Annotated in this window: 17 protein-coding genes; 5 read left to right on the top strand and 12 right to left on the bottom strand. The window is 38.8% G+C overall.

Annotated elements, in window-relative coordinates:
• Nucleotides 1-116: 116 nt before the first annotated feature.
• Nucleotides 117-749 carry a TetR/AcrR family transcriptional regulator gene (locus B2W36_RS12350; protein ID WP_293887945.1) on the top strand — a complete coding sequence of 211 codons (633 nt, stop codon included), beginning with the start codon at nucleotides 117-119 and terminating at the stop codon, nucleotides 747-749.
• Nucleotides 750-879: 130 nt separating this feature from the next.
• Here B2W36_RS12350 and B2W36_RS12345 read toward each other — a convergent pair whose 3' ends face one another.
• The 7 genes from B2W36_RS12345 to B2W36_RS12315 form a co-directional block, all read right to left on the bottom strand.
• Nucleotides 880-2253 (bottom strand): C10 family peptidase, encoded by a 1374-nt coding sequence (locus B2W36_RS12345; protein ID WP_293887944.1) that lies wholly within the window; start codon nucleotides 2251-2253, stop codon nucleotides 880-882.
• 15 nt (nucleotides 2254-2268) lie between these two features.
• Nucleotides 2269-3378, bottom strand: a complete 1110-nt coding sequence (locus B2W36_RS12340) for a clostripain-related cysteine peptidase (protein ID WP_293887943.1) — start codon at nucleotides 3376-3378, stop codon at nucleotides 2269-2271.
• Complete coding sequence (locus tag B2W36_RS12335) at nucleotides 3375-4175, bottom strand: hypothetical protein (RefSeq protein WP_293887942.1); 801 nt, start codon at nucleotides 4173-4175, stop codon at nucleotides 3375-3377. Before B2W36_RS12335 ends, B2W36_RS12340 begins: the two co-directional genes overlap by 4 nt.
• A 39-nt stretch (nucleotides 4176-4214) precedes the next feature.
• Entirely contained in the window at nucleotides 4215-5171 is a 957-nt protein-coding gene (locus B2W36_RS12330) for a protein-glutamine glutaminase family protein (RefSeq protein WP_293887941.1), read from the bottom strand.
• 23 nt (nucleotides 5172-5194) lie between these two features.
• Entirely contained in the window at nucleotides 5195-6703 is a 1509-nt protein-coding gene (locus tag B2W36_RS12325) for a C10 family peptidase (protein WP_293887940.1), read from the bottom strand.
• A 207-nt stretch (nucleotides 6704-6910) separates the two neighbouring features.
• Nucleotides 6911-8203, bottom strand: a complete 1293-nt coding sequence (locus B2W36_RS12320; protein WP_293887939.1) for an aminotransferase class I/II-fold pyridoxal phosphate-dependent enzyme — start codon at nucleotides 8201-8203, stop codon at nucleotides 6911-6913.
• A gap of 167 nt (nucleotides 8204-8370) precedes the next feature.
• Nucleotides 8371-9027: a TetR/AcrR family transcriptional regulator gene (locus B2W36_RS12315; RefSeq protein WP_293887938.1), complete on the bottom strand. Its 657-nt coding sequence runs from the start codon at nucleotides 9025-9027 to the stop codon at nucleotides 8371-8373.
• Nucleotides 9028-9891: 864 nt separating this feature from the next.
• Between B2W36_RS12315 and B2W36_RS12310 the strand changes: the two genes are divergently transcribed.
• Nucleotides 9892-10344, top strand: a complete 453-nt coding sequence (locus B2W36_RS12310) for a GNAT family N-acetyltransferase (RefSeq protein ID WP_293887937.1) — start codon at nucleotides 9892-9894, stop codon at nucleotides 10342-10344.
• 9 nt (nucleotides 10345-10353) lie between these two features.
• Here B2W36_RS12310 and B2W36_RS12305 read toward each other — a convergent pair whose 3' ends face one another.
• Together B2W36_RS12305 and B2W36_RS12300 are read right to left on the bottom strand one after the other, a co-directional pair.
• Nucleotides 10354-10479 (bottom strand): hypothetical protein, encoded by a 126-nt coding sequence (locus B2W36_RS12305; protein ID WP_293887936.1) that lies wholly within the window; start codon nucleotides 10477-10479, stop codon nucleotides 10354-10356.
• A 108-nt stretch (nucleotides 10480-10587) separates the two neighbouring features.
• Nucleotides 10588-11619 (bottom strand): hypothetical protein, encoded by a 1032-nt coding sequence (locus B2W36_RS12300; RefSeq protein ID WP_293887935.1) that lies wholly within the window; start codon nucleotides 11617-11619, stop codon nucleotides 10588-10590.
• A 297-nt stretch (nucleotides 11620-11916) separates the two neighbouring features.
• Here B2W36_RS12300 and B2W36_RS12295 point away from each other — a divergent pair, with 297 nt between their 5' ends.
• The 3 genes from B2W36_RS12295 (at nucleotide 11917) to B2W36_RS12285 (ending at nucleotide 14239) form a co-directional block, all read left to right on the top strand.
• Nucleotides 11917-12915, top strand: a complete 999-nt coding sequence (locus B2W36_RS12295; RefSeq protein ID WP_293887934.1) for a helix-turn-helix domain-containing protein — start codon at nucleotides 11917-11919, stop codon at nucleotides 12913-12915.
• Between the two features lie 185 nt (nucleotides 12916-13100).
• Entirely contained in the window at nucleotides 13101-13715 is a 615-nt protein-coding gene (locus tag B2W36_RS12290) for a MauE/DoxX family redox-associated membrane protein (protein WP_293887933.1), read from the top strand.
• A gap of 140 nt (nucleotides 13716-13855) precedes the next feature.
• Nucleotides 13856-14239, top strand: coding sequence for a hypothetical protein (locus tag B2W36_RS12285; RefSeq protein WP_293887932.1), 384 nt, complete (start codon nucleotides 13856-13858; stop codon nucleotides 14237-14239).
• A 71-nt stretch (nucleotides 14240-14310) separates the two neighbouring features.
• On the opposite strand, the gene B2W36_RS12280 is transcribed toward B2W36_RS12285, so the two are convergent.
• From B2W36_RS12280 to B2W36_RS12270, 3 genes are read right to left on the bottom strand one after another with little or no spacing between them, the layout of a single operon-like run.
• The gene (locus B2W36_RS12280; protein WP_293887931.1) at nucleotides 14311-15657 is read right to left on the bottom strand and encodes a RagB/SusD family nutrient uptake outer membrane protein; all 1347 of its coding nucleotides are present in this window, start codon (nucleotides 15655-15657) and stop codon (nucleotides 14311-14313) included.
• A 32-nt stretch (nucleotides 15658-15689) separates the two neighbouring features.
• Nucleotides 15690-18908: a SusC/RagA family TonB-linked outer membrane protein gene (locus tag B2W36_RS12275; protein WP_293887930.1), complete on the bottom strand. Its 3219-nt coding sequence runs from the start codon at nucleotides 18906-18908 to the stop codon at nucleotides 15690-15692.
• Between the two features lie 2 nt (nucleotides 18909-18910).
• A complete protein-coding gene (locus B2W36_RS12270) occupies nucleotides 18911-20368 on the bottom strand; it encodes a TlpA family protein disulfide reductase (RefSeq protein WP_293887929.1) in 1458 nt (485 codons plus the stop codon).
• Between the last annotated feature and the right edge of the window lie 16 nt (nucleotides 20369-20384).

Below are 20384 nucleotides of genomic sequence, written 5' to 3'. Positions count from 1 at the left end.
AAAAATCGAATATGTTCAGTTTTTATTAAACAATTTTAGTGTGAGTCTTAATGATGATTCTAAAGCTTATCTTTGTTAAACAAGCTCTTCGAGCTACATTAAATATAGAGTATTAAATGGCAAAAGGTATTATCATCAGAAACAAAGAAAAAACAAAGCAAAAATTGATTAATGCAGTTGGAAAATTATTACGCAAAGAGGGATTTCATGCTATTAAAATTAACAGGATTGCAGAAACAGCAGGGGTTGGTAAACAATTAATATATAATTATTTTAATGGACTTGATGGGCTTACCAAAGCATATTTAGATCAAGTTGATTTTTGGAATCAACGAAAAAGAGATTTTAATGAAAATGCATATAATTTAACATCTTCAATATCAAAAGAAAGTATGCTTTCCTTACTAAAGGACAATTTCCACTATCTTGAAAAATCTGTAGAGATGCAAAAGGTAATTTTATGGGGTATTAGTGAAAAAAATACATCATTGGAAAAGTTGATCGAAGAGCGGGAAGAATTTGGAAAAGTTATCTTTCAATTAACAGATAAAGATTTTAAAGGTACCGATGTAGATTTTAGGGCAATAAATACCATTCTGGTATCTGCCATATATTATATGGTGCTACATGCTAAAACTTCGGGAGTGAAAATGTGTGAGATCGATTTGAAAACAGAAGAAGGTAAAACTAGGATATTCAAAGCAGTTAATCAGATTTTGGAGTGGTGCTATCTAGAGAAACACAAATAAAAAACAAGAAAGTACCGCAGTTCATTGTAAATTTGATCCTTTCTTGTCTTTTTATGAAGTTCTGACTTAACATCTTAAGACCAGAATTGAAATATTATAGCGTATCAATTAGGTGTTCAGAAGTTGGTGATTAATTTGTATAATTCTTTGTGATCGAAGGAAGTAATTTCCAGTTTTTGGTAAAAGTTGCAAAACCTGGCTCTAACTTTTGGTCACCTTGCAAATAATAACCATTATATGCTTCCCCCATCCCCATATTAACATGTACGAAATGAAAATCAATATAGTCTGTTGGAGTTGTTCTCATCAGCATACCCCCATCAACGACCATAAAATGGCCTTGACCTGCGTCAGTCTGACCATAAAGCAGGCCTGGTTTAAAATCAGCTATTGAATTTCTAATAGGTGGCCATGTGAGTCCAGTTTCTGCTCCTGTTGTGATCTGAAAAGTAGCGAGATAATTCTTTACTGGAGTAATTGTCATTGAGCTTCCAGTACAAGTATAACTTATATTACAATTAGCGATAACTCCTTTCATGAGTTCGGCTACCATATTTCTACGTAACAATGGATCTTGAACATAGGTTCCAAAATAATCGGTTTCCTCATGGATCTCTTTATTTACAGTCAAATAAGTCCAGTCCATTGTCATACCATTCATTGTAACAGCCGGTTTATAAAATGCAAGAATCTGAGCAATTGCAACAGCAGATGAAGGTATTGGGAATCTATAATCCCAAAGCCAATTATTTGTACAGGTCTGTGGCATTAATCGATTATATGGCATAGCATGCCCCCAAGAGGTTCTCAAAAATGGGATATAATTATTAATAACAACCCAACTTGTATACAGATCTCTAGGGTCTTTGAGCATTTGAGACTTTGTTCCAATCTCTGTTTTGACAGAAATGAGGGACTTTATCTTTTCAGGGCTTAGATCTTCTTTAGGTATTGACGTTTTCTGAGAAATTTTAGATATTGTTGCTAGTTTAATCGAATCCCTTTGATTATTTGCTACATTTAATTTATCCTCGTAAGATTTCAATGCTGCATTTAACATTAAGGAGACAGCTTCGGGGGCTTTATTCTCGGTTATGGCTCTACTACCTTTGATATAAGCTAATACAGCAGGTAATCTCGCATCTACCGAAATCAAAGAAGACGTCGAATCCCCATTTTCAGAAACAGAAAGAACATTCAATAAAGATTTTGTATTAATTGAAGAGCTTGATTTGGTACCTACATTAAATGGTTCCATCTTTACAATTTTTACTGATTTGGAGGTCTTAGTCTTCAAATTTGGGTCTATGGTTTGTTCCGAAAAATCTTGAAGTAACTTACCAATATTTTCATTGTTGATTACATCACCCTCATTTATGAATATGCTCTTGTATTCAACTGGCGTAAGATTTACTTTATCCTGTGCTTCTATTTGAATTTCTTGTTTTGTCTTATTACATCCCATTAACGAAATAAGAAGTAATACTGATAGGGTTCTTTTCATAAAATAAATTATAATTTAAAATAATTGGTGCCATTTACTGTCCCCTGACCAAAGTAGGGTTTTATAATAATTTAGATATGGATCATTTTTTTCAGGCAGGTAAATACTGAGTCCGCAATATTCCTTAATCGGAAAGTTAAAGAATTCAGATGTATGGTCTTTAAAAAGGATCGATTTTTCGATCGAATGCGCTAACTCGCCATATTCACTTTCTTCAAAGTTTTGTTTTAGAAAACTTATAAAATCATAAGCCGGCACATCGCCTATATTATCAAAATCCAGCGATTGAATTTTGCTTCTATTGAAGTCTTCTACTGGCTTTTTCATTTGCAATAGGCGTTGTGTATGTAAGGCTATATCTGATAGCTGCGATGTTTCTATGAGAGATACTGTAGCAGAGGCATATAGGCCCGTTTGTTTCCGGTAATATTCCATAAACTTAGAACAGACCCTTACAAGCCCTTCCTCACCTTTGAACAGATCCATCAGAATAACATCATAAGGAAAGCTCGTGCTCAGAACCTCCGCAGGAGAGCCAAGGATAAACTTTGCTATATCCTTCAATTCATAACATACTTCAATACTTGCCATGGAACAGGCGTCAAACATAATGTACTCCCATTTCCCCGGCAAAGCTGATTTGAGGTCTTTAATATCCATTTCCTGAAAGTCGTCAGATCCAAAAGATTTGGTTTTCGAATTTGTGGGGGGGATCCAAGAAGTTGCATGTGACCATAGCACTAATCCATATTTTTTTGCCCTAACGGAGTTTCTTGTAATTTCGACCACTCCTTTCAAAAAATTTGGATTCGATGAATTTTCTGAACTGAAGTTCTTAAGGGTATCGATCTTCACCCCGTTATCAGACCTAGTTATTTTTAGTAGTGTAGAGATTGATTGAGTTTTAGCATAAACAACAATGGCCTGATCCTTCTTCAGTGATTTTGCACCTTCCCTTATCTTCTCAATTGTATTAATGGCATCATAATGAAGATTGTTGTTGGCCCCAATATATATAAGGATCCCATGCTCAAACTCTTCTTGCGGTTTATCATTGGACTTCTCACAACCATTTATGATAATAAAAGATAGAACGATGAAAATATATGTCTTGAGTTGTGTCATAAGTTTTTGGAAATTTCTGAATCTTCAGGCCAAGGCTCATCGCTCCATACAGCTTCTTTCAATTCTTTGATGACTAGAGTTTTAGTTAATTTATCGAAATGGAGTTCAAATCGATAGATCGTGTTCTTTTTGTTCATATCCAGTTCAATTTTGTATATTTCATTTTCTACATATGCTAAAATATACTGTTTTGAATGGTCGGGTGTCCACCAGTTTCCCATCATAACATATTGAAACTTTCCATCACCTTTCTTATAGGGTAGAAATTCACCCTTTGCCAATTGAGTTAATTTAATGGTTGTTCCTTCTGGGAACCCATCCAAGTGGAAATCCCACAGGGCATTAGCATGCGAAAATTCAAGCCCATTGATTTCAGAAACTTTTTCGCCATCATAATTTGCGTAAAGAATATCCGCCCATAAAATTGAATCCAATGTATTCTGATTTTTAAAGTTTGGCTTGCTAGGCGGCAATGATTTGACCAATGGAATTTCACCCAATTCATTTCGCCAATCTTTTGGGGCGAATAAAATAGAGGCTCGATAAAGGTTGTTATACCCTGTTCCTATAGCTGTTCCCATGACTTCTGAACCTATTAATTGGGTATTGTAGTTATAATTACCATATGAAATTAACCAATCTTCAATCTTCCTTCCATTCAGATCAATCGTCTTGGGAATGGTTCCAGAAATTTTCTCAACAAGAACTTCTTCAGGAATATGGTTATCATTGTCCTTTGAGCAGCCTGTTGAAAAGAATAGCGCTAAAAGTAGGGTGGATATTAAAATAAATTTCATAACTTGTTATAGGCTAATATACATTTTGATCATATTTTCTTACCAAGAACAAGCCCCTGGAGGAAGTCCCATACATCCACCTGAATATTGCTTATATAAATTCAATGTGCAGAATGTTTTTGTAAGATTGTTGTCAGTTGTTGTCTGTCCAGTATTCGGATTTCTGTTATATACCTCCGGTCTAGCTAAAAATCTTAATGCGATACCTGATCCAGATGTACAGGAACTTGTGATTAATGTCTCCCATTGAGCTTTTGTCAGTGGTGTGCTTGAAACCGAAGGGTCGAAGATTCTAACTTCAATTTGATTCGCAGCATTCCTGAACCTTATTAGGGGAGCAACATGCCAACCCCAAGTTTGGCAGCAACCACCGCCTATATTTACGGCCAAATTTCCATAAACAAATTGTTTACCACTCATATAACCATTCTGGCTGATTACAGCCATCATCTTATGTGCACGTGCATAACAGCCGTCAGGTTTGAAGGCGAAAGATTGGTCAGGGTCATTTTTACATTGATTAAAAACGGTATTCATAACTGCTTCACTCGGCATTGGTACAATGTCACTTTCCTTTGATAAAGGCGTCGCATCGGGCGAATATGTTTCTTTCTTAAATTTTTCAATTACGGCATCTGTTGATTTTTCAACTGTGGCAATCTCAATTTTACTTCCGATCATACCACCCTCATAAGTGCTTACAAGGACAGGAGTTGCTGATTTAATGGAACTCTTGACTATTTCCAGATAAGAATGACTATTTTTTTCCTTAAGATTGAGGGTAAAGACCATCGGAGTCTCCACAAAATGGATATCTACCCTATTATTGTCATCATAATACTTTATTGTATAAGGAGTAAAATTTCCAAATTCTTTTTTGGGATCTTTGCGTTCTATCGTTTCGTTATTCTTAGGCTCGGACGATTTCTGACAAGCCGCAAAAACAACCATAATTGCAAGAATGACGACACAGATTTTTCTAATGTGCTTTTTCATAATATTATATTTGGTTTAATAAATTATTTTTTAACAATATTTGAGTAAAATGTTAGATCAATATTATAGTCTTGCTCCTGATTCGCTTGAAAGCTCAGTGATCCATTGTTGTCTTTACCGACCAAATACCAACCTGTGCCATGTAAATTTGTAAACCAACCAATAATTGGTCTCCCCCAACCTAAATTTGCATGCAAATACATGTTATAACGCTGCCAAACATTGTTACCCACAATTGACTCCCCTGGATTTAACTCTGTTACCGCATATCCATCCACAACCCATGCGTGACCTACTTTTTGGCTTTCACCAGTAGGTATTCTTTTCCCTGTCGCAAAGACCAACCTATTCATATCCAAAGAGCTTTTTATATCGCTCATATTTATTCCAGGAGTATGATTCGAAGAGTTATTGAAAGTGAAATACTGTTTCATGAAGTTTATGCCAGTTGAAGCATTAGTTGAAGATCCGGAACAAGAAGGTGATGTTCCAGTTTGATCATAAATCGCTTTAATTAAACCTGTTACATGAGGTTTGGCAGATAAAGAAAATTGGTAGTCTTCCCCATACGCATCAGTTCCATTATAATTGTTGGTTATTAAACTCCAATTGAGTGGCGTTGTTGCATTATTAACTTTTATACTAAAATTCGGTCTATAATATGCCATAACTTGACTGATAGCAACTACCATACATCCTGCGGAATATTTTCCGCAATCAGTACTTGGTGCCATTTGGTCGTTAAAAGGATAATCTTGATGCCAAAAAGTATACATTAGAGGGCCTACTTGTGAAAGGAGATTATTTATAGTACCCTGCACCATACTCTTCGTTTCCACCGATTTATTCGATGTAGTTTTAATATTTCTTTTTAAAGACTGATAAACATTTGACCTTGGCAATGTACCAAACTTGTCTTTTAACTTTTTTAAGGTTATAGCATTGATAGAATCAACGGTATTGTTCAGTTTTGAAACATTTTTAGCATGAGTCTGTTGGGAAAGTTGCAACATTGGGTCGATTGATACATCATTAAGAGAAATACCATTTTTTGTAGGTACAATTGCGATGATATCTGAAATTCTCTCATCTGCGGCAACGTAGGCGATAGACTTTGTTCCATTCGTGCTTATTAATATTTCATATACGGGCATTTGATCCTCAAAATTACCTTTCGTCAAGGTTTTATTCTTTAAAGGTGTACCTTCCTTATCAATAAAGGTCTTTTTTATTATTGAATAAGCGGTATTGTTAAATGATTTCGTCAGCGGATCCTTTTGAAATTTCAATTGGAAATCGTTAACTATTTGTATGGCCTGTCCCTCAGAAATTTCTTTAGGTTCCGCATATTTGAGACCAGTAATTTCGTCGTCTGAAAGAGATATTTCGCCAACAAATTGGTTTTGTGATTCCGTTTCGTCAATGACGTCATGGTCTCTTGAGCATGAGATCGCAGCAATTGTCAGAAGTAGAATAAACTGCATATAGACTATTCTAACTCTTTTGGTCGGTTTGGATTTGGTTCTTTCCATATATTTAGGAGTATAATAAACAATTATACATATATTTTACCAAATGGTCAATAAAGAAATTTTTTTTATTTTTTTCTATTTTGAAATTCACACATAAACACTTGATTTAAAGATTTTTAAAATTATAAAAAAACATAAAAATCTATTTTTTTTCATGTATCAATATCACTAAATAGTGTGTAATTTACCACCAAATGGTGGTAAATGTTAACTCAGGAATTCACCATTTGGCCGATCGTCCAATCGGGCTACGACCTTAAATGCACTATAGATCTGGTTGATTGTGTACTGATGCTCTTTTAATGTTTCTAAAAACACTTCATTTAGGATCATAATCATCATCTCTATTTGCTCATAAGACTGTAACACAGTTATTGTAAATCTTATACCGGAATGATTCTTAGAAACAGCTGGAAATACACCGATGTTCAAAAAAAATCCCCTCTTCATCATTTTTTCCATAATGATGTAAGCGAGTTCCGATCTCGATGTACCAATAAAAAATATTCCCGAATCAAAATTCGAAATCACCGGTAATGATGTTTCCTTAAAAAGAGAATTAGCATATTTTATTCTACTTACTAATTCAGCTTGAAGCGCATAAATCTCCTCCGATAGATGAATTTTAGCTGAGGCTACAGCGGCTCCAAGAGTGGCTGGCTGCAATGGTCCTGAAGAATTAAAGGGCGCTCCACATGCCCTTATTTTCCTTGCGATTTCTTTATTCGGGAGTACCAGGATTCCCCCACCGGTGGCAAATGCTTTGGCCATAGATGATGCTACAATCATTCTGTCATGAATGTCACGTTCACCAATTATAAATCCTTTTCCATGTTTACCCATTATGCTCATACTGTGTGCATCATCAATGTAGGTATGGAACGAAGGGTATGCATTCAATAGATTGAAGATTTCATCTGAAGGACATCGATCGCCGAACATGGAATATACTCCGTCCGCAAAATACCACACTCGATCATGGGTTTTCTGGAGGACTTCAATCCTCTCGAACAACAAATCTATCCTATTGTGCCGAAGAACTTCGAAATGAATAGGCCAATTGGCACGAAAAACATTTATCCCACTCAGTACGGAGTTATGAAGTTGTTGGTCAGCTATTACTGCATCTCGGGAGTCTAAGATCACTGGTATAGCCGATAGGTGAGCCAATGTCGTGGTTGGGGCAATAATGGTCGGGGATCCAAAAATCTTGCTCATCAGTTCTTCCAATTCACTGTAAAGGCCAATAGATACATATGCCCTAGATTCAGAAAATTGTACTCCATATTTTTCTACAGCAGCTATTGCCGCATTTTTTAACCGGACATCATGCTCAAGGCCTAAATAGCTACAAGAAGTGAAATTTACTAAGTTGGAACCGTTTATTCTGATTTGGTTGTCCGTTGTAAGAATGCCTTCTTGGTTTAAATGGAGTATTCCTCTCTTAACGCCTTCTGAGATACTCAGGTCAATTGCGTCCATAAGATTTTGATGGTTCATAATTTAAGGTTATATTTTCGTGAAAATTAATATATTCCTTAAATATATAATTTTACCACTAAATGGTGGGCAAAATTTGGACGTTATTCTTAACCTTTATCGCGGTAGTCTAATCGGTTGTTTAGATTAAAAGATAAAATATTTTAAATAAATGAATGAATAGAAATTTAGAACTTTTCGTCAGCATCCTTATATGTTAAATTTATCAGACGGTACAAAGCATTGAAAATGCGGTTTTTTCCAGCTTCGGTAGAGATATCTATTCCACACATAGTACTGCCGTTGTTTTTAGAATGTAAAACCATATAATAAATTGAAGCAACAAATATAGCTGTAGTCGCACGAAAATCGACTTCAGTCCCCTTGAATTTATCATCAGCTTTCTCAAATATCAGTTCGCCAAGTTTCTCGCTATCTTCATTCATCATCCGAATGATCTTATTCTTTTCACTTATTCCCCATAAGACAATTTTCTGCATTTCTGTTGACTTAAAAAAATACTGAAAATCGCTTTTTAGAAGATTGAACAAAAAATCGACACTTATATCTGGAAGTTCAGTATTTTCTTTAGTCCCTAATTTATGCTCTACAACTTTCCAGAAATCAACTTGATCAAGATAAGCCTTTATTAACCCATTAAGTCCTCCAAAATAATCATATATACTTTTTTTAGCTACCCCTGAAACTTCTTCGATTTTATTGATCCGGATGTTTTGGTGTCCTTCCTTTATGAGTATTTTACCTACCGCTTTTATAAGCTTAGATTTGGTTCTCTCTTTATTATAAGTGGAGGCGACAGAGCGTCTCTTTTTATTCGCATTCAAAGTAAATATTATTTTTTTAATGATTATACAAATAGATTTTACAAAAGGTGAACCAATAAGGTTCTATCTGTTTTTCAATAAAATGTTTGTGTAGCTTACATCTAAGCAAACGCAGATATCCAAATTTACCAAATTGAAACCAAAAAGTATGATAACAATTTTTTTATATTCTATGTCTGATACTGCTATGTTTTTAAATTAATCATTCAGGAGATTTTGTTTTTAGTTAGCGTGTTGAATGGTAATCGTATTCTGTGGAATTACATATCTTCTCTAACAAGTAATAAAGTGACCAATCCCCCAAAGAAACCGTTACGCTCCCGGCCCCATATATGCCAAGATCAGCAATGCTGATCTTGGCATAGTCGAGCGTATCGTTTGGAGATACACGTACTTCCGATTACCGAGCCAGATTTACCCTTAAAGCCCCCATTTGCTCCATGCACAATAGTTCCCATTAGTTTATACCAACCCCGTTTTATACCGGCACATTTAATTAATATAACAAACATAAAAAACTTTAAATCAACAACAAAAAGCAAATCAATTAAAGACTTACAGCTGACCGAAAAGCATCAGAAACCTAACCGATTACAGACCGAATTTATCTCAACGTTGAGTTTTCTAGCACAAAAAAATTGATAGCATTGCAAAGCCAACACGCAATCAATTCCCTATCAACTCCCAGCTTTCATCGGGATTTCATCGGGACGGCATCGGGCGCTGCTCGAATTTATTACGAGGAAAAGCTGAGCCCAATACGAGCAAGATTATTGTAAAGGCAGGATTTGGTTGGGAGAAAGTGCCAAGAAAGTTGGGCAATGGAGCAATTAATCTTAAATTTGAAGCCCTTAAAAATAAACAATGGAAATACGACACTATCAGCCCTCCGATCTGGCACAGATCAGTCAGTTATTTTATGATACAGTGCATAAGGTCAACGCAGCGGATTACAGCCAGGAGCAATTGGATGTGTGGGCGACGGGCCAGCTTGACCTAGAGGCCTGGAACGAATCCTTTTTGGCGCACCATACCTTCGTTGCAGTGGTGAATAATCAGCTTGTAGGATTTGGTGATATTACTACAGCGGGCTACCTCGACCGACTTTACGTGCACAAAGACTATCAGGGACAGGGTATTGCCACTGCACTGTGCAATAAATTAGAAAATGCTGCCGGATGCGATCTATTTACAACCCATGCTTCGATTACGGCAAAGCCCTTTTTTGAGCGCCGCGGATATCGGGTTATCCAAGAGCAACAAGTCAGCCGAAAGGGCGTGGAACTGATAAATTACGTAATGCAAAAAAACAGCTAAATAAAACGTCTATCTATCAGAGAGACGCCCGAAAAAAGTAATACGTATCTTGCTGTAATACGAGCTAAAGTTTGGATACGCACCGACTACCGCCTGGGCAATATTCAGCTGCAGTGCCACATTGTTGGACGTCATCTTATCCTACTTGGAGAGGCCAAAGTCCACCTGTAGAATGGGTGCTATAGGGAACAGGCTAGCTGGCTGCCGCGCCCGGTCTATCGCGTTTTACAATTGCGGGATGCATCAGTTTAGCGGTATAAGGCGATCCCAGTGCTCATGCCGCAGTGTATGTAGGTTATCGATAAAATCCTTTAGTTTTTTTTCTTTACGCATCCATTCCGTGACGAGCAGTAGACTCATGATTTCCAGTTCCGACATCTTTGTATGCAGATAATCGAACACCTCTTTTCTAAACTCCAGATGCGTTGCATAAGGATCTACAGGATAACGTACGAGCATCATATTCACCCGGCACGTTTTACTGATACGGAAATACCATTTGTCGAGCCCCAGCCGTTCCAGCTCCTGCACAAAATGACTGCCGTCCACACGGCTGCCGTCGATCAGAATGATCTCTTTTTTTCTTTTCTGCGAAAAATAGAAGGGTACATCAAACATCCGTACTGCATCTTTTTGCAAGTTTTCGATATTGAAGGGGCTGCTATTATAGAGCACGTCAAAGAGAAAACCGGGTACGATATACGCATCCGATACCGTAGGCAGCTGTGCGCGTCCTGCGCTTTCTGGTCTATTTTCAACGGTATGTTGCTTTGCCATAATCTCCTTCTCAAATAAGACCGTTACGTTTTCTGACGTTAGCCACCACAGCCTGCCTTTACGGAAAACAACGATTACATTGGCGACCAACCCCGTACTCACCCACGGCAAATAATACAAGCAATACATGCTAAACAGCTTATCCTGACCGTCGATTTGATCAAACAACACATACATGCAACCCAGGTGGATGGATATAGTCCCCGCGGCGGTATATAAGATCGCCCTGATGCGCTTAGTGTAGGGTAAGCTCTCGGTCTTGATCTTGCCGTTATCGAGCAGGTTCAGATCGGGATATTGCTTCTGCCAATGGGTCCAAAAAACTTTTAGGAGCGCCTGTGTAAACAGCACAGGCAAGAGGATGGATAGGGTAAATTGGAATACATAGGTCCAAGACATGAGCGGCCAAAAAGGCTTTAGCCCGATTTCGTTCGTCCCGATCAAATTAAAAAGCACGGCAATAAGCAGGCTCAGCGCAATTAGTTTTAATCCCTTCATAAGCTCATTCGAATTCCCTTAATTGGTTTAGGTTGTTATTATTTAATCATCCAATTTACTAAATAAAATCTACTAAAAAGTGATTTATGGTACTTAAAGGGAAAATTATCCTCCAAAATAGCGGAGGTTAGGACACTACACTTGCATCCGTGATCAAATAAAAGCCATATTTATCATAAATAGTAATCAGATGAAGAAAAATTTAAAACAGTAGGAAGCCAATTGGACCTTATCGAAAAATTAACTTCCCGATCATCCCGAAATCCTGACCGGGGGAAACTTATACACCTAAAGCGAATGAAAAAAGCATTACATCTCCATCTTGAATCTGTCTTTGGCGCGTGCTGTGCGCCTGCGGAGTTGACTATTCTGCCGCAGATAACACTATCCAATGGAAAGATCAGTCACTACCAGCACCCCTCTGGCCAGGCTTGCCTGCAGGAGTTTGATGGACTGCTCGGTTACATCAACCTGCTGGATGTTGCGCTATCAAGCGATATCGTCATTCCGGTAAGGGTAAAGCGCTCCGATATGCATATCATCTATATTTTAAATGATGACTCCGCTATTCACATCAAGGATATTAGGCAGCAGACCAGTTACAGCATCGCTTCCAATCGTGGACGCTATTTCTACTTAACCAGAGGAGATTATGAAATATACATCCCTGCGGGCAGCTATACGCTTGTCAACTTTTATTTCCGCGGCAGTATTTTCCGGGCTGGCAACGAACGCCCCTTCCAGTTCTTGCATCACCTGGTCGATGCCTATCGAAATGGAGACAAGCGATCCTGCTGCAGCATTGATTTTCGGGTGGGGACCCGAACCATTTCATTGATGAAGTCCATTGCGGCAAAAATCAAAAAAGGCGATCTGGATAGCGAGGTCAATATCCTCTGGGCCATCAAAAAACTGATCCAGCTATCGAAGGAAAAGATTTTTGAAGAATACGAGAAGATATCGCAATCGCAAGCACAGTCCAAAGCAGCCTATTCAGCCATCAAACAGGCTGTAACAGTGCATGGCCAGGATTTTAAACTGGAAGATATTGCCTACCGGTTTGGAATCAGTAAGGACTATCTGCATCAACTTATACATAGCTATTACGGACAGAGTCCCCAGGAGCTGAAAATAGCGTTTATGCTACGCCTTGCCAAGAAGTATATAGCGGATGGCATGCACACCGACGAAATTGCCTACGAGCTCGGCTACACATCGCCCAGCAGCTTTGTCCGCTTTTTTAAAAATCAAACGGGCATGACGCCAACGGCATATTTTAAGCGCATTAACCAATGATTGGACACGCTCCTCTTCTACATTTTATGGCTATTGGCATCCATTATCCAGATTCTGTATATACGAGAGTCCAGATTCTGTATATCCCACTTAATTTTTACTGGCGAACTTTGGTATAAGATAGTTGAGAAAGTAAAAGCCCGATAAGGTGAACCATTAACCGCTGCAGATAAATCGTCAGTAACATGAGAGGAGATAAAATATACCATTGGACCTATAAAATCATACGATGCGGAATGATCCTATTCTGGCTCTATGTTGGCATGGATAAGATTTGGATCCATGATGCATTTGAGCTTTCGCTGGTTCACCAACCAATTATCGGCGCCTTTGCGCCTGTCCTTTCCTGGTTGATGCCACTGTTGGAAATCTCTTTGGCGGTCTTACTTTTTATGCCGAGTAAGAAGCTGGAATATCTAGGTTGGTCAGTATCCCTTCTTTTGATTCTTATTTTCAGTATCTATATCGCATTGGGTGTATTCGGCGTACTAAAAGATGCGCCTTGCATGTGCAGCAGCTTTTTGACCAACGTCAATCGGATCACCCACCTCTGGATAAATGCGCTGTTATTTATGCTATGCCTTGCAGGATTTTTCATCAGCAGTAAAACATCAAATAGGATAGCTCAACACATTATAAATAAACGCCATAAAAGCAGAATAAATCTGTTCCTCCTATTTTTTATTATTATAGTCATAGGTCATGTTCAAGCGCTGTTAAGAGGAAAGTCGAAGAATGCATTCGACTACCCCATGCAGGGCGCCCCGTTCCCGAACGACTTTGTAGAGGGGTTACAGTAATTCGGCTACAGCATAGGAAAACCAGACCGTAGTTTCAGGAAAAAACTATGGTTAATTATAAACACAAATTGTCGCAGACCAAGAAGTATTTAAAAAAGAAAAATAAAAGCGGTCTGCTGTACAGAAAGGAGGATAGTCATATGACTAGTATCTTCAATCGCAAAGGCTACATGATGTTAGCGATAGCCTTCGCAGTATGTTTCAATGGTGCAAAAGCTGTTGAAAAATTATCCGGCAAATCTTTTGCCAGCGTGATGCTTTACTTCCATGGTGATCCGACGAATAAATCGGAAGTGGAAGATGAATCCAATTGGACAACTTCTCCAAATGGTCAGAGCTGTAATGCAGAACCGGAAGCAGCTTGTGCCCTAGAGGTAGATGCTTCTGATGTAAGCGGTGGTGCTTTGGATGGTTCCAAAGTTCAGATTGAGGCTATCCAAGCGGAAACCGGAGCTGGTTATCTCCCCAGCGAAGCGCCCAGTTCTAATGCAACACAATTTGATCCTATAAATAGAACTTTATAGGACAAGAATTGGTGAAATCGATAGACTGATCGCAATTTAGGCGGCTTACTCCAGTAAGCCGCCTTTACTTCTTAGCGTGGGTTCTGTTGCATACCTGTGATCCTGATGATATCGTCAGGCAAGGCAATGGCATAACGGTTGTCATTTGGTTTGAGTTCTACTTGGCCATCTTCTCCTTGCCGGACCAGATGGATTTCTCGACCTTCAACATTGAGTCTCTTGATGTCCATCCAGCGCAGTCCTCTATAGACTAACTCTTTCCGTCTTTCCAATAAGATCATATCCAGTAGAGCTGTGGCATCCATCATAGTGATCGGCACAAATGTTCCCGTTTTAAAGCGTTTTTTCAGTAATAGATTAAGATCAGCCAGTGCTGCATCCAACTTCTCTTCTCTCGCTAAACACTCTGCCCTTGTGAGGTAGATCTCATCTGTCGCGATCCCTCCAAATAGTGCAAGCGCACCAGTATACTGCCCTTTAAAATTTATAATACCTTTAGTAATTTTAAAAAACAGTTGCTTACGTAAATCATTAGTATCATATGCACGATATAAAAGCGTATCGATACTGGAATAAGCTGCTGTCACCGTAGAAGATCGCAGTTGGGTAAAAAAGGCAGTCTCCCTATTAAAAATCGTGAAGGGATAATTTGCCGTAGCTTTTACATCCCCTTGGTCATTGTAGTCCATTAGGTCGTGCTTTATGTTGAGATACATATTGGCATATACAAGCGCCTCTTTATAATTGCGCATCGAAAGATAGGTTCTCGCCAATAAGCCGTAAACGGCGAGTTTACTGGGCCTCATTACATGTGTAGCTTCTGTCGGCAGTAATGGTTCGGCAGCATGCAGATCGGCGAGCACTTGGTTATACCCTTGTTCAACAGAGGAGCGCACCGACTTGACGTTAAAATCGGATGTTTCTCTTAAAACAATGCCTAAGTCAGTTTTCGCGGTATTCGTGTCGAAGGCTTTTGAATGAGTCCATAAAAGACTAAGGTATGCCGCCGAACGAAACAATAATGCAGCCCCCTTTATACGGTCCCAATCGAACCCGTTGCCGCTATCTCTTTGAATGGACTCTATTTTCTCTAATACCAAATTCGCATTATAAACGGTTGTATACATGGCAGACCAGTCGTTGGCGTAGTTATACACTGTTTCCTTCCATAGATATTGTTCCTTTGATTCAACCGCAAGGGTGTTCAAATTCTCAAGGGGTATATACACATTGTCAGAAGAGCGCTCGCCCAGCCCACAATAGTTTAGATTCATATTTTTGGAGTTATCCAACAGCCCCTGTAGATCTTCAAGGCTATTGGGTACGACCAATCTATTATTAGACTGTATATCCAGATACTTGTTGCAAGACAACAAGAATAATGGACATAACAATATGATTATAATTACCTTTTTCATCTTTTAAACATTAAAATTGTTAAATACATGTATTAATAATTTATCTGGATTCCGAGCGAGAACACCTTAGGCGGGGATAGTCGATAAGGGTATTCAGGGTCTATTTTATGACTATTACTTCGCCATAATATACCTAGGTTGGCAAAGTTTCCATACAGTCTCACATTCATTTTATTACGCCTCTGATCAAATGCCTTCTGCCAGGAGAAATTAACGTATTCGAGCCGTATATGATCCCCCTTCAACACATGTATTTCCGATTGCGTATAAAATGCATCTGCAGACGAAACGAGCGGGTACGACATTTTTGGCGTATTGGTGCGCAACTCATCCCCTTCTTTTTGCCACCTATCTTCAAAATCCGGATAAGCATTTCCGCTTTGGAACAGGTTAAAATAAGAAGTTGCAGGTTTTAAGAAATAATAGTCTGCCTTGAAACTTACATTGATGCCGAGGGAGAATTCATGCCATGAAAAATTGTTGATCAAATTTCCAAACACCTGTGGCTTGGCGGAGCCAAAGAAACGGATACTTCCATCGCTTGTGGATGATTCCACAGAAGCTGAACGGATTTTGGAATAATCGGTACTCTTTTCTCCATTGACATAGCCCTGAGCTATCCCCTGCTCGTTCAGTCCTGCCCAACGGTAGGCGGCGATCGCATTCAGCGGCATACCTACAAGCGGAGTAATTTTGTTGCCGTTTCCTAGAAAACTCAATACGCCCTGATTCAAGGATTGATAATAAGCAGTTGTCTTATTGGAATTTGTACTGAGATTTAACCGCGTATCCCATTTTACACCTGTCAATGTATTCTTTGAAGTGATACTCATATCGAGTCCCTTACCTCTCATAGACGCTACATTCTTCGTGATCACATTACTTGCTCCCCAAGTCGTGTAATCATATTCTGTAGAACCATATAAATCATTACCCGATTTTACATAGTAATCTACAGCACCACTGATACGACCATTCAAAAAGCTATAATCCAAACCAAAGTTTATTGTACCTACTTTTTCCCAGCGTAATGACGGGTCATTGAGTTTGGAAATATTGAGGATCCGATATTTGGTGTACGAATCGGTCTGCACATTGGCAACAGGCTGTGGTGTTTTTGAAACATCTACATTTCCACTGTAACCATAAGTTGCTCTCAGCTTCAGCATATCTATCCAGCTGCTCTTCATAAACTGCTCTTTACCCACTTCCCAGAAACCACCAACCGACCATAAGGGCGACCACTTATCGTTGGTCAAAGCACCGAATATATTTGCTCCATCCTGTCTGAGCGAAGCAGATATGGCATATTTTTCCTTCCAAATAGTTGAAAAATTGGCAAAGGTAGATATGTATCTATTGACCGTCTTGGAGAAATCAGGTGCCCCGAGTATATTCTGATACAAATCATCAGGATTCGTCTTGAATAAGGTCACATAATCTACTGGAGCATAAGCCAGAGGCAGATCATTGTATCCATAGGCGGTAAATGAATTGCCTTTCTGGCTATTTTCCCTGATTTCCGCACCAAGGATTCCCACGATGTGGTATGCCCCAAAACGCTTATCAACATTTCCCTGTCCCCGTATTGTATACGACTGTCCGTCAGTATCCGAGTTTCTTAATAGACCCGATTGAGGCACAGGATAAGTCAGCTTTCCGTTGGCATCCATCTGAATATATTTATTTATGGTCGATCTCGCATCATAGCTTTCCAAGGTACTCTTGGTTTCTCCCTTTATAGACTGCAATTGATATTGACCCGAAAGGCTGAGTTTTAAAAATGATCTTACCTGATAAGCCAAACCAAAGGTAGCGTATAGCTCCGTAAGCTTTGAAGCCGTATTACTGTATTTATATTCCGACATCGGATAATAAGACCAGTCCAAAAATCCTGTCCTGTATTTCTGGTCCACATAGAGTTGCCTGAAATCCCTCTCAAATGGAACTTCAAGTCCCTTATCATCCACAAATTGGAGGTATGGAACCGATTTTCCATTGTAGGTCAAGCCGGTAAGATCAGGTCTTCCCGACTTGGATATAGCATTGGTATAATTCATAGCGACGTCAATCTGTAGTTTACTGATCGGTTTGAAAGTATTCGAAAACAAGAGATTGATCTTCCTATTTCTATCATTCAACTGTGACTTGTCCGTTGTATAGCCTGTCGCAAAACCATAAGCATGTTTAGCACCACCGCCAGAAATATTCAGATTGTACTGCTGTGTAAACGGGCGTTCATAAAATGCATCAGCATAGTTTTTTAAACCATCCTGCAGCAATAGATTATTGATAAGTTTGGCAGAATCAAGCGAACTGATCAGCTCCTTTTTTCTTTTATCCAGGATATCGATTACGGGTGTCATAGCAGCATAGCCTACGCTGTTAAGGAAAACATTATAATACCCCTTATCAAAGAGCATTTTTTCAACACCCATAAAATCCTGATTTGAAAGCCGGTATAACTGTTTCAGGTCAGACTTTTGATTGAACAAAAAAGTGCTATTAAAAGATATTCTCGAACGTTCATTAGCCCCTAGTTTGCCTTTTTTGCTCGTAAGTACAATGACACCATTACCAGCCCGGGCACCCCATATGGCTGCGGCGGCTGCATCTTTCAATATAGATACCGATTCAATGGAATTAGGGTCAATATTGGCGATATTACCCTCATAGATAAAACCGTCCAATACGATTAAGGGGTCCATTTGCCCATTTATGGTACTCAAACCACGGATGGATACATTCAACTTTTGAATAATTGGGTTTTGAATGGGCTGATTGTCAAACCTTACCGCTGGCACCATATTGTTCAGACGCTGCATAATATTGGTACCGGTCTGTTGCTTCAACATATTTTCGGTAATAATACCTACTGCGCCAGTTACTTCATTGGGCTTGAGGGTCTGATAGCCCGTATTCACTTCGACGACATCAAGATATTGGTCAGAATGCTTTATCGATAGCGTTTCCTTCTGAAAGAAATAATCTACCGAAACTGTGACGGTTGTGTAACCGACACCTGATACGATCACCGAGTCTTTCCGATTCATTCCCGTCAGGCTAAATCTGCCTTGTCGGTCGGTTTTAGTTTTACTATTACCTAATTTAGAACGAACAGTAATACCGGCGATGGTATGCTGTGCATCCTTATCTATAATGACCCCCTGTATCACTATCCGTTGCTCCTGCTGGGCCTTGCCCAACAAGAAACACAAACTGCAGAGCAGTGTCAACCAAAATGCTCTCATGATTATTTGGTAAGATAGATGTACGGAAATTCTTTAAAAACCTTTGTCCTCGTCAGTACAATACCTTTATCTTTAAAAAAGTCGAGCTTTTCCTTTTCCGTTCGGTAGATAAAACCAGCGGGAATTGTAATATCGACCCGGGTCATCTCCAACTGATCTATTTCAATAGGTACTTCGAAAGCATAAGACAGATTTGACAGAATAGTATAAATTGGTATCTTTTGCGCATAAGATTCTTCATCTGGTGAGCTCGCTTTCGATATGACCATATTGTGTTTTGTCTTTAACTTTTCGAATGCAGGCGTATAAGATACTTTGTAACATTCGACTGTATCTTTTCGCCTTTCTACGGCAATTTTAAAAAAGTGGACAAAATCTTTTCTATAGACATCACGTACCTCTTTTTTGGTTACCGAATCCCGATTAAAATATTCGTACCAAAACCTTTCTTTAATCAATTTGAGCTTAAAGTCTATTCCCAATCCGGGCGCATAGTAAGCCTTCCGAACACTATAGTCTTTCATCTCCAATGGGAATGCATACGTCAGCATAAAACTCAGGGTATGGTTTCCGATCCGCAAGTAGGTTGTGCCGTCCCTGTAAACTGTATTTGGATAATCGTCCAAAAAATTATCCCTTTGTTTAGCAAATGCTGAATAATAATAGGTGCTTGTTGTGTCAAATAATGATCCACCACCACCTCTTCCTTCTCCACCTGTGTTATAATAGATTCCTTTGTTTTTAATATTTCCCTTTACCCCCATGATCCAGGCTTCAATATTGCCATCTGTCAAATTGTTTGCATTAGTTGTGGCTACAAACTCACCTTTGGAGTTGATCACAGCAGTTGTTGGTAAGGTATTGTGTTCAAAAAGTGCAGTAAACACGTTGTCGTCCAATATGGAGCCAAGTTTAGGAACGTAATTAAAATCCTCACTATATTTTTGGAAACGAGACTTGATCCGCTGTGGGGTATCCTTATTGCGTTTGCTATTGACCATCAGGATGACCATATCCTTTTTGAACCGATCCTGTATCAATTCCATTTTAGGAATTCCCTCGATACAGGCTTTACAGCCCGTAGACCAGAAATCAAGGACAATCACTTTGCCTTTGAAATCGGCCAGCTTTACAATCTTTTTCTTTCCATCAAAATAATTAAGTTCTAATGGCATTTTCCATACAGCTTCCGGAATAGGATCACCGGGATTGAGCGCTGTGAGTCCATTGAGCCCATTGGCCCCACTGTCCTTGCGGGGCGTCTGAGCCGATAAACTAAACATATGAAACATAAGAGCTAATACAATAAAAGCTCTTATGTTCTTCAATGCCTTTAAAAAAAAAGATAAATAGGATTGAAAAACTAAGAGGAACACGATTACAAGAAATGTAATCTGTATAACTGGAATATTGACTACCTTATCCAATAAGGCAGCGTAAAGATTGGCTCTTTTTGTCATCTGCTTATGGATTAGG

This window comes from Sphingobacterium sp. UBA3549 (genome assembly GCF_002376635.1).
Lineage (GTDB): Bacteria > Bacteroidota > Bacteroidia > Sphingobacteriales > Sphingobacteriaceae > Sphingobacterium.
This window is presented reverse-complemented; position numbering and strand designations above follow the sequence as displayed.

Excerpts from the sequence above, each read along its gene's own strand:
- B2W36_RS12350 (WP_293887945.1), top strand. The coding sequence starts at position 117 with ATGGCAAAAGGTATTATCATCAGAAACAAAGAAAAAACAAAGCAAAAA.
- B2W36_RS12345 (WP_293887944.1), bottom strand. The coding sequence starts at position 2,253 with ATGAAAAGAACCCTATCAGTATTACTTCTTATTTCGTTAATGGGATGT.
- B2W36_RS12340 (WP_293887943.1), bottom strand. The coding sequence starts at position 3,378 with ATGACACAACTCAAGACATATATTTTCATCGTTCTATCTTTTATTATC.
- B2W36_RS12335 (WP_293887942.1), bottom strand. The coding sequence starts at position 4,175 with ATGAAATTTATTTTAATATCCACCCTACTTTTAGCGCTATTCTTTTCA.
- B2W36_RS12330 (WP_293887941.1), bottom strand. The coding sequence starts at position 5,171 with ATGAAAAAGCACATTAGAAAAATCTGTGTCGTCATTCTTGCAATTATG.
- B2W36_RS12325 (WP_293887940.1), bottom strand. The coding sequence starts at position 6,703 with ATGGAAAGAACCAAATCCAAACCGACCAAAAGAGTTAGAATAGTCTAT.
- B2W36_RS12320 (WP_293887939.1), bottom strand. The coding sequence starts at position 8,203 with ATGAACCATCAAAATCTTATGGACGCAATTGACCTGAGTATCTCAGAA.
- B2W36_RS12310 (WP_293887937.1), top strand. The coding sequence starts at position 9,892 with ATGGAAATACGACACTATCAGCCCTCCGATCTGGCACAGATCAGTCAG.
- B2W36_RS12305 (WP_293887936.1), bottom strand. The coding sequence starts at position 10,479 with ATGACGTCCAACAATGTGGCACTGCAGCTGAATATTGCCCAGGCGGTA.
- B2W36_RS12300 (WP_293887935.1), bottom strand. The coding sequence starts at position 11,619 with ATGAAGGGATTAAAACTAATTGCGCTGAGCCTGCTTATTGCCGTGCTT.
- B2W36_RS12295 (WP_293887934.1), top strand. The coding sequence starts at position 11,917 with ATGAAAAAAGCATTACATCTCCATCTTGAATCTGTCTTTGGCGCGTGC.
- B2W36_RS12290 (WP_293887933.1), top strand. The coding sequence starts at position 13,101 with ATGAGAGGAGATAAAATATACCATTGGACCTATAAAATCATACGATGC.
- B2W36_RS12285 (WP_293887932.1), top strand. The coding sequence starts at position 13,856 with ATGACTAGTATCTTCAATCGCAAAGGCTACATGATGTTAGCGATAGCC.
- B2W36_RS12280 (WP_293887931.1), bottom strand. The coding sequence starts at position 15,657 with ATGAAAAAGGTAATTATAATCATATTGTTATGTCCATTATTCTTGTTG.
- B2W36_RS12275 (WP_293887930.1), bottom strand. The coding sequence starts at position 18,908 with ATGAGAGCATTTTGGTTGACACTGCTCTGCAGTTTGTGTTTCTTGTTG.
- B2W36_RS12270 (WP_293887929.1), bottom strand. The coding sequence starts at position 20,368 with ATGACAAAAAGAGCCAATCTTTACGCTGCCTTATTGGATAAGGTAGTC.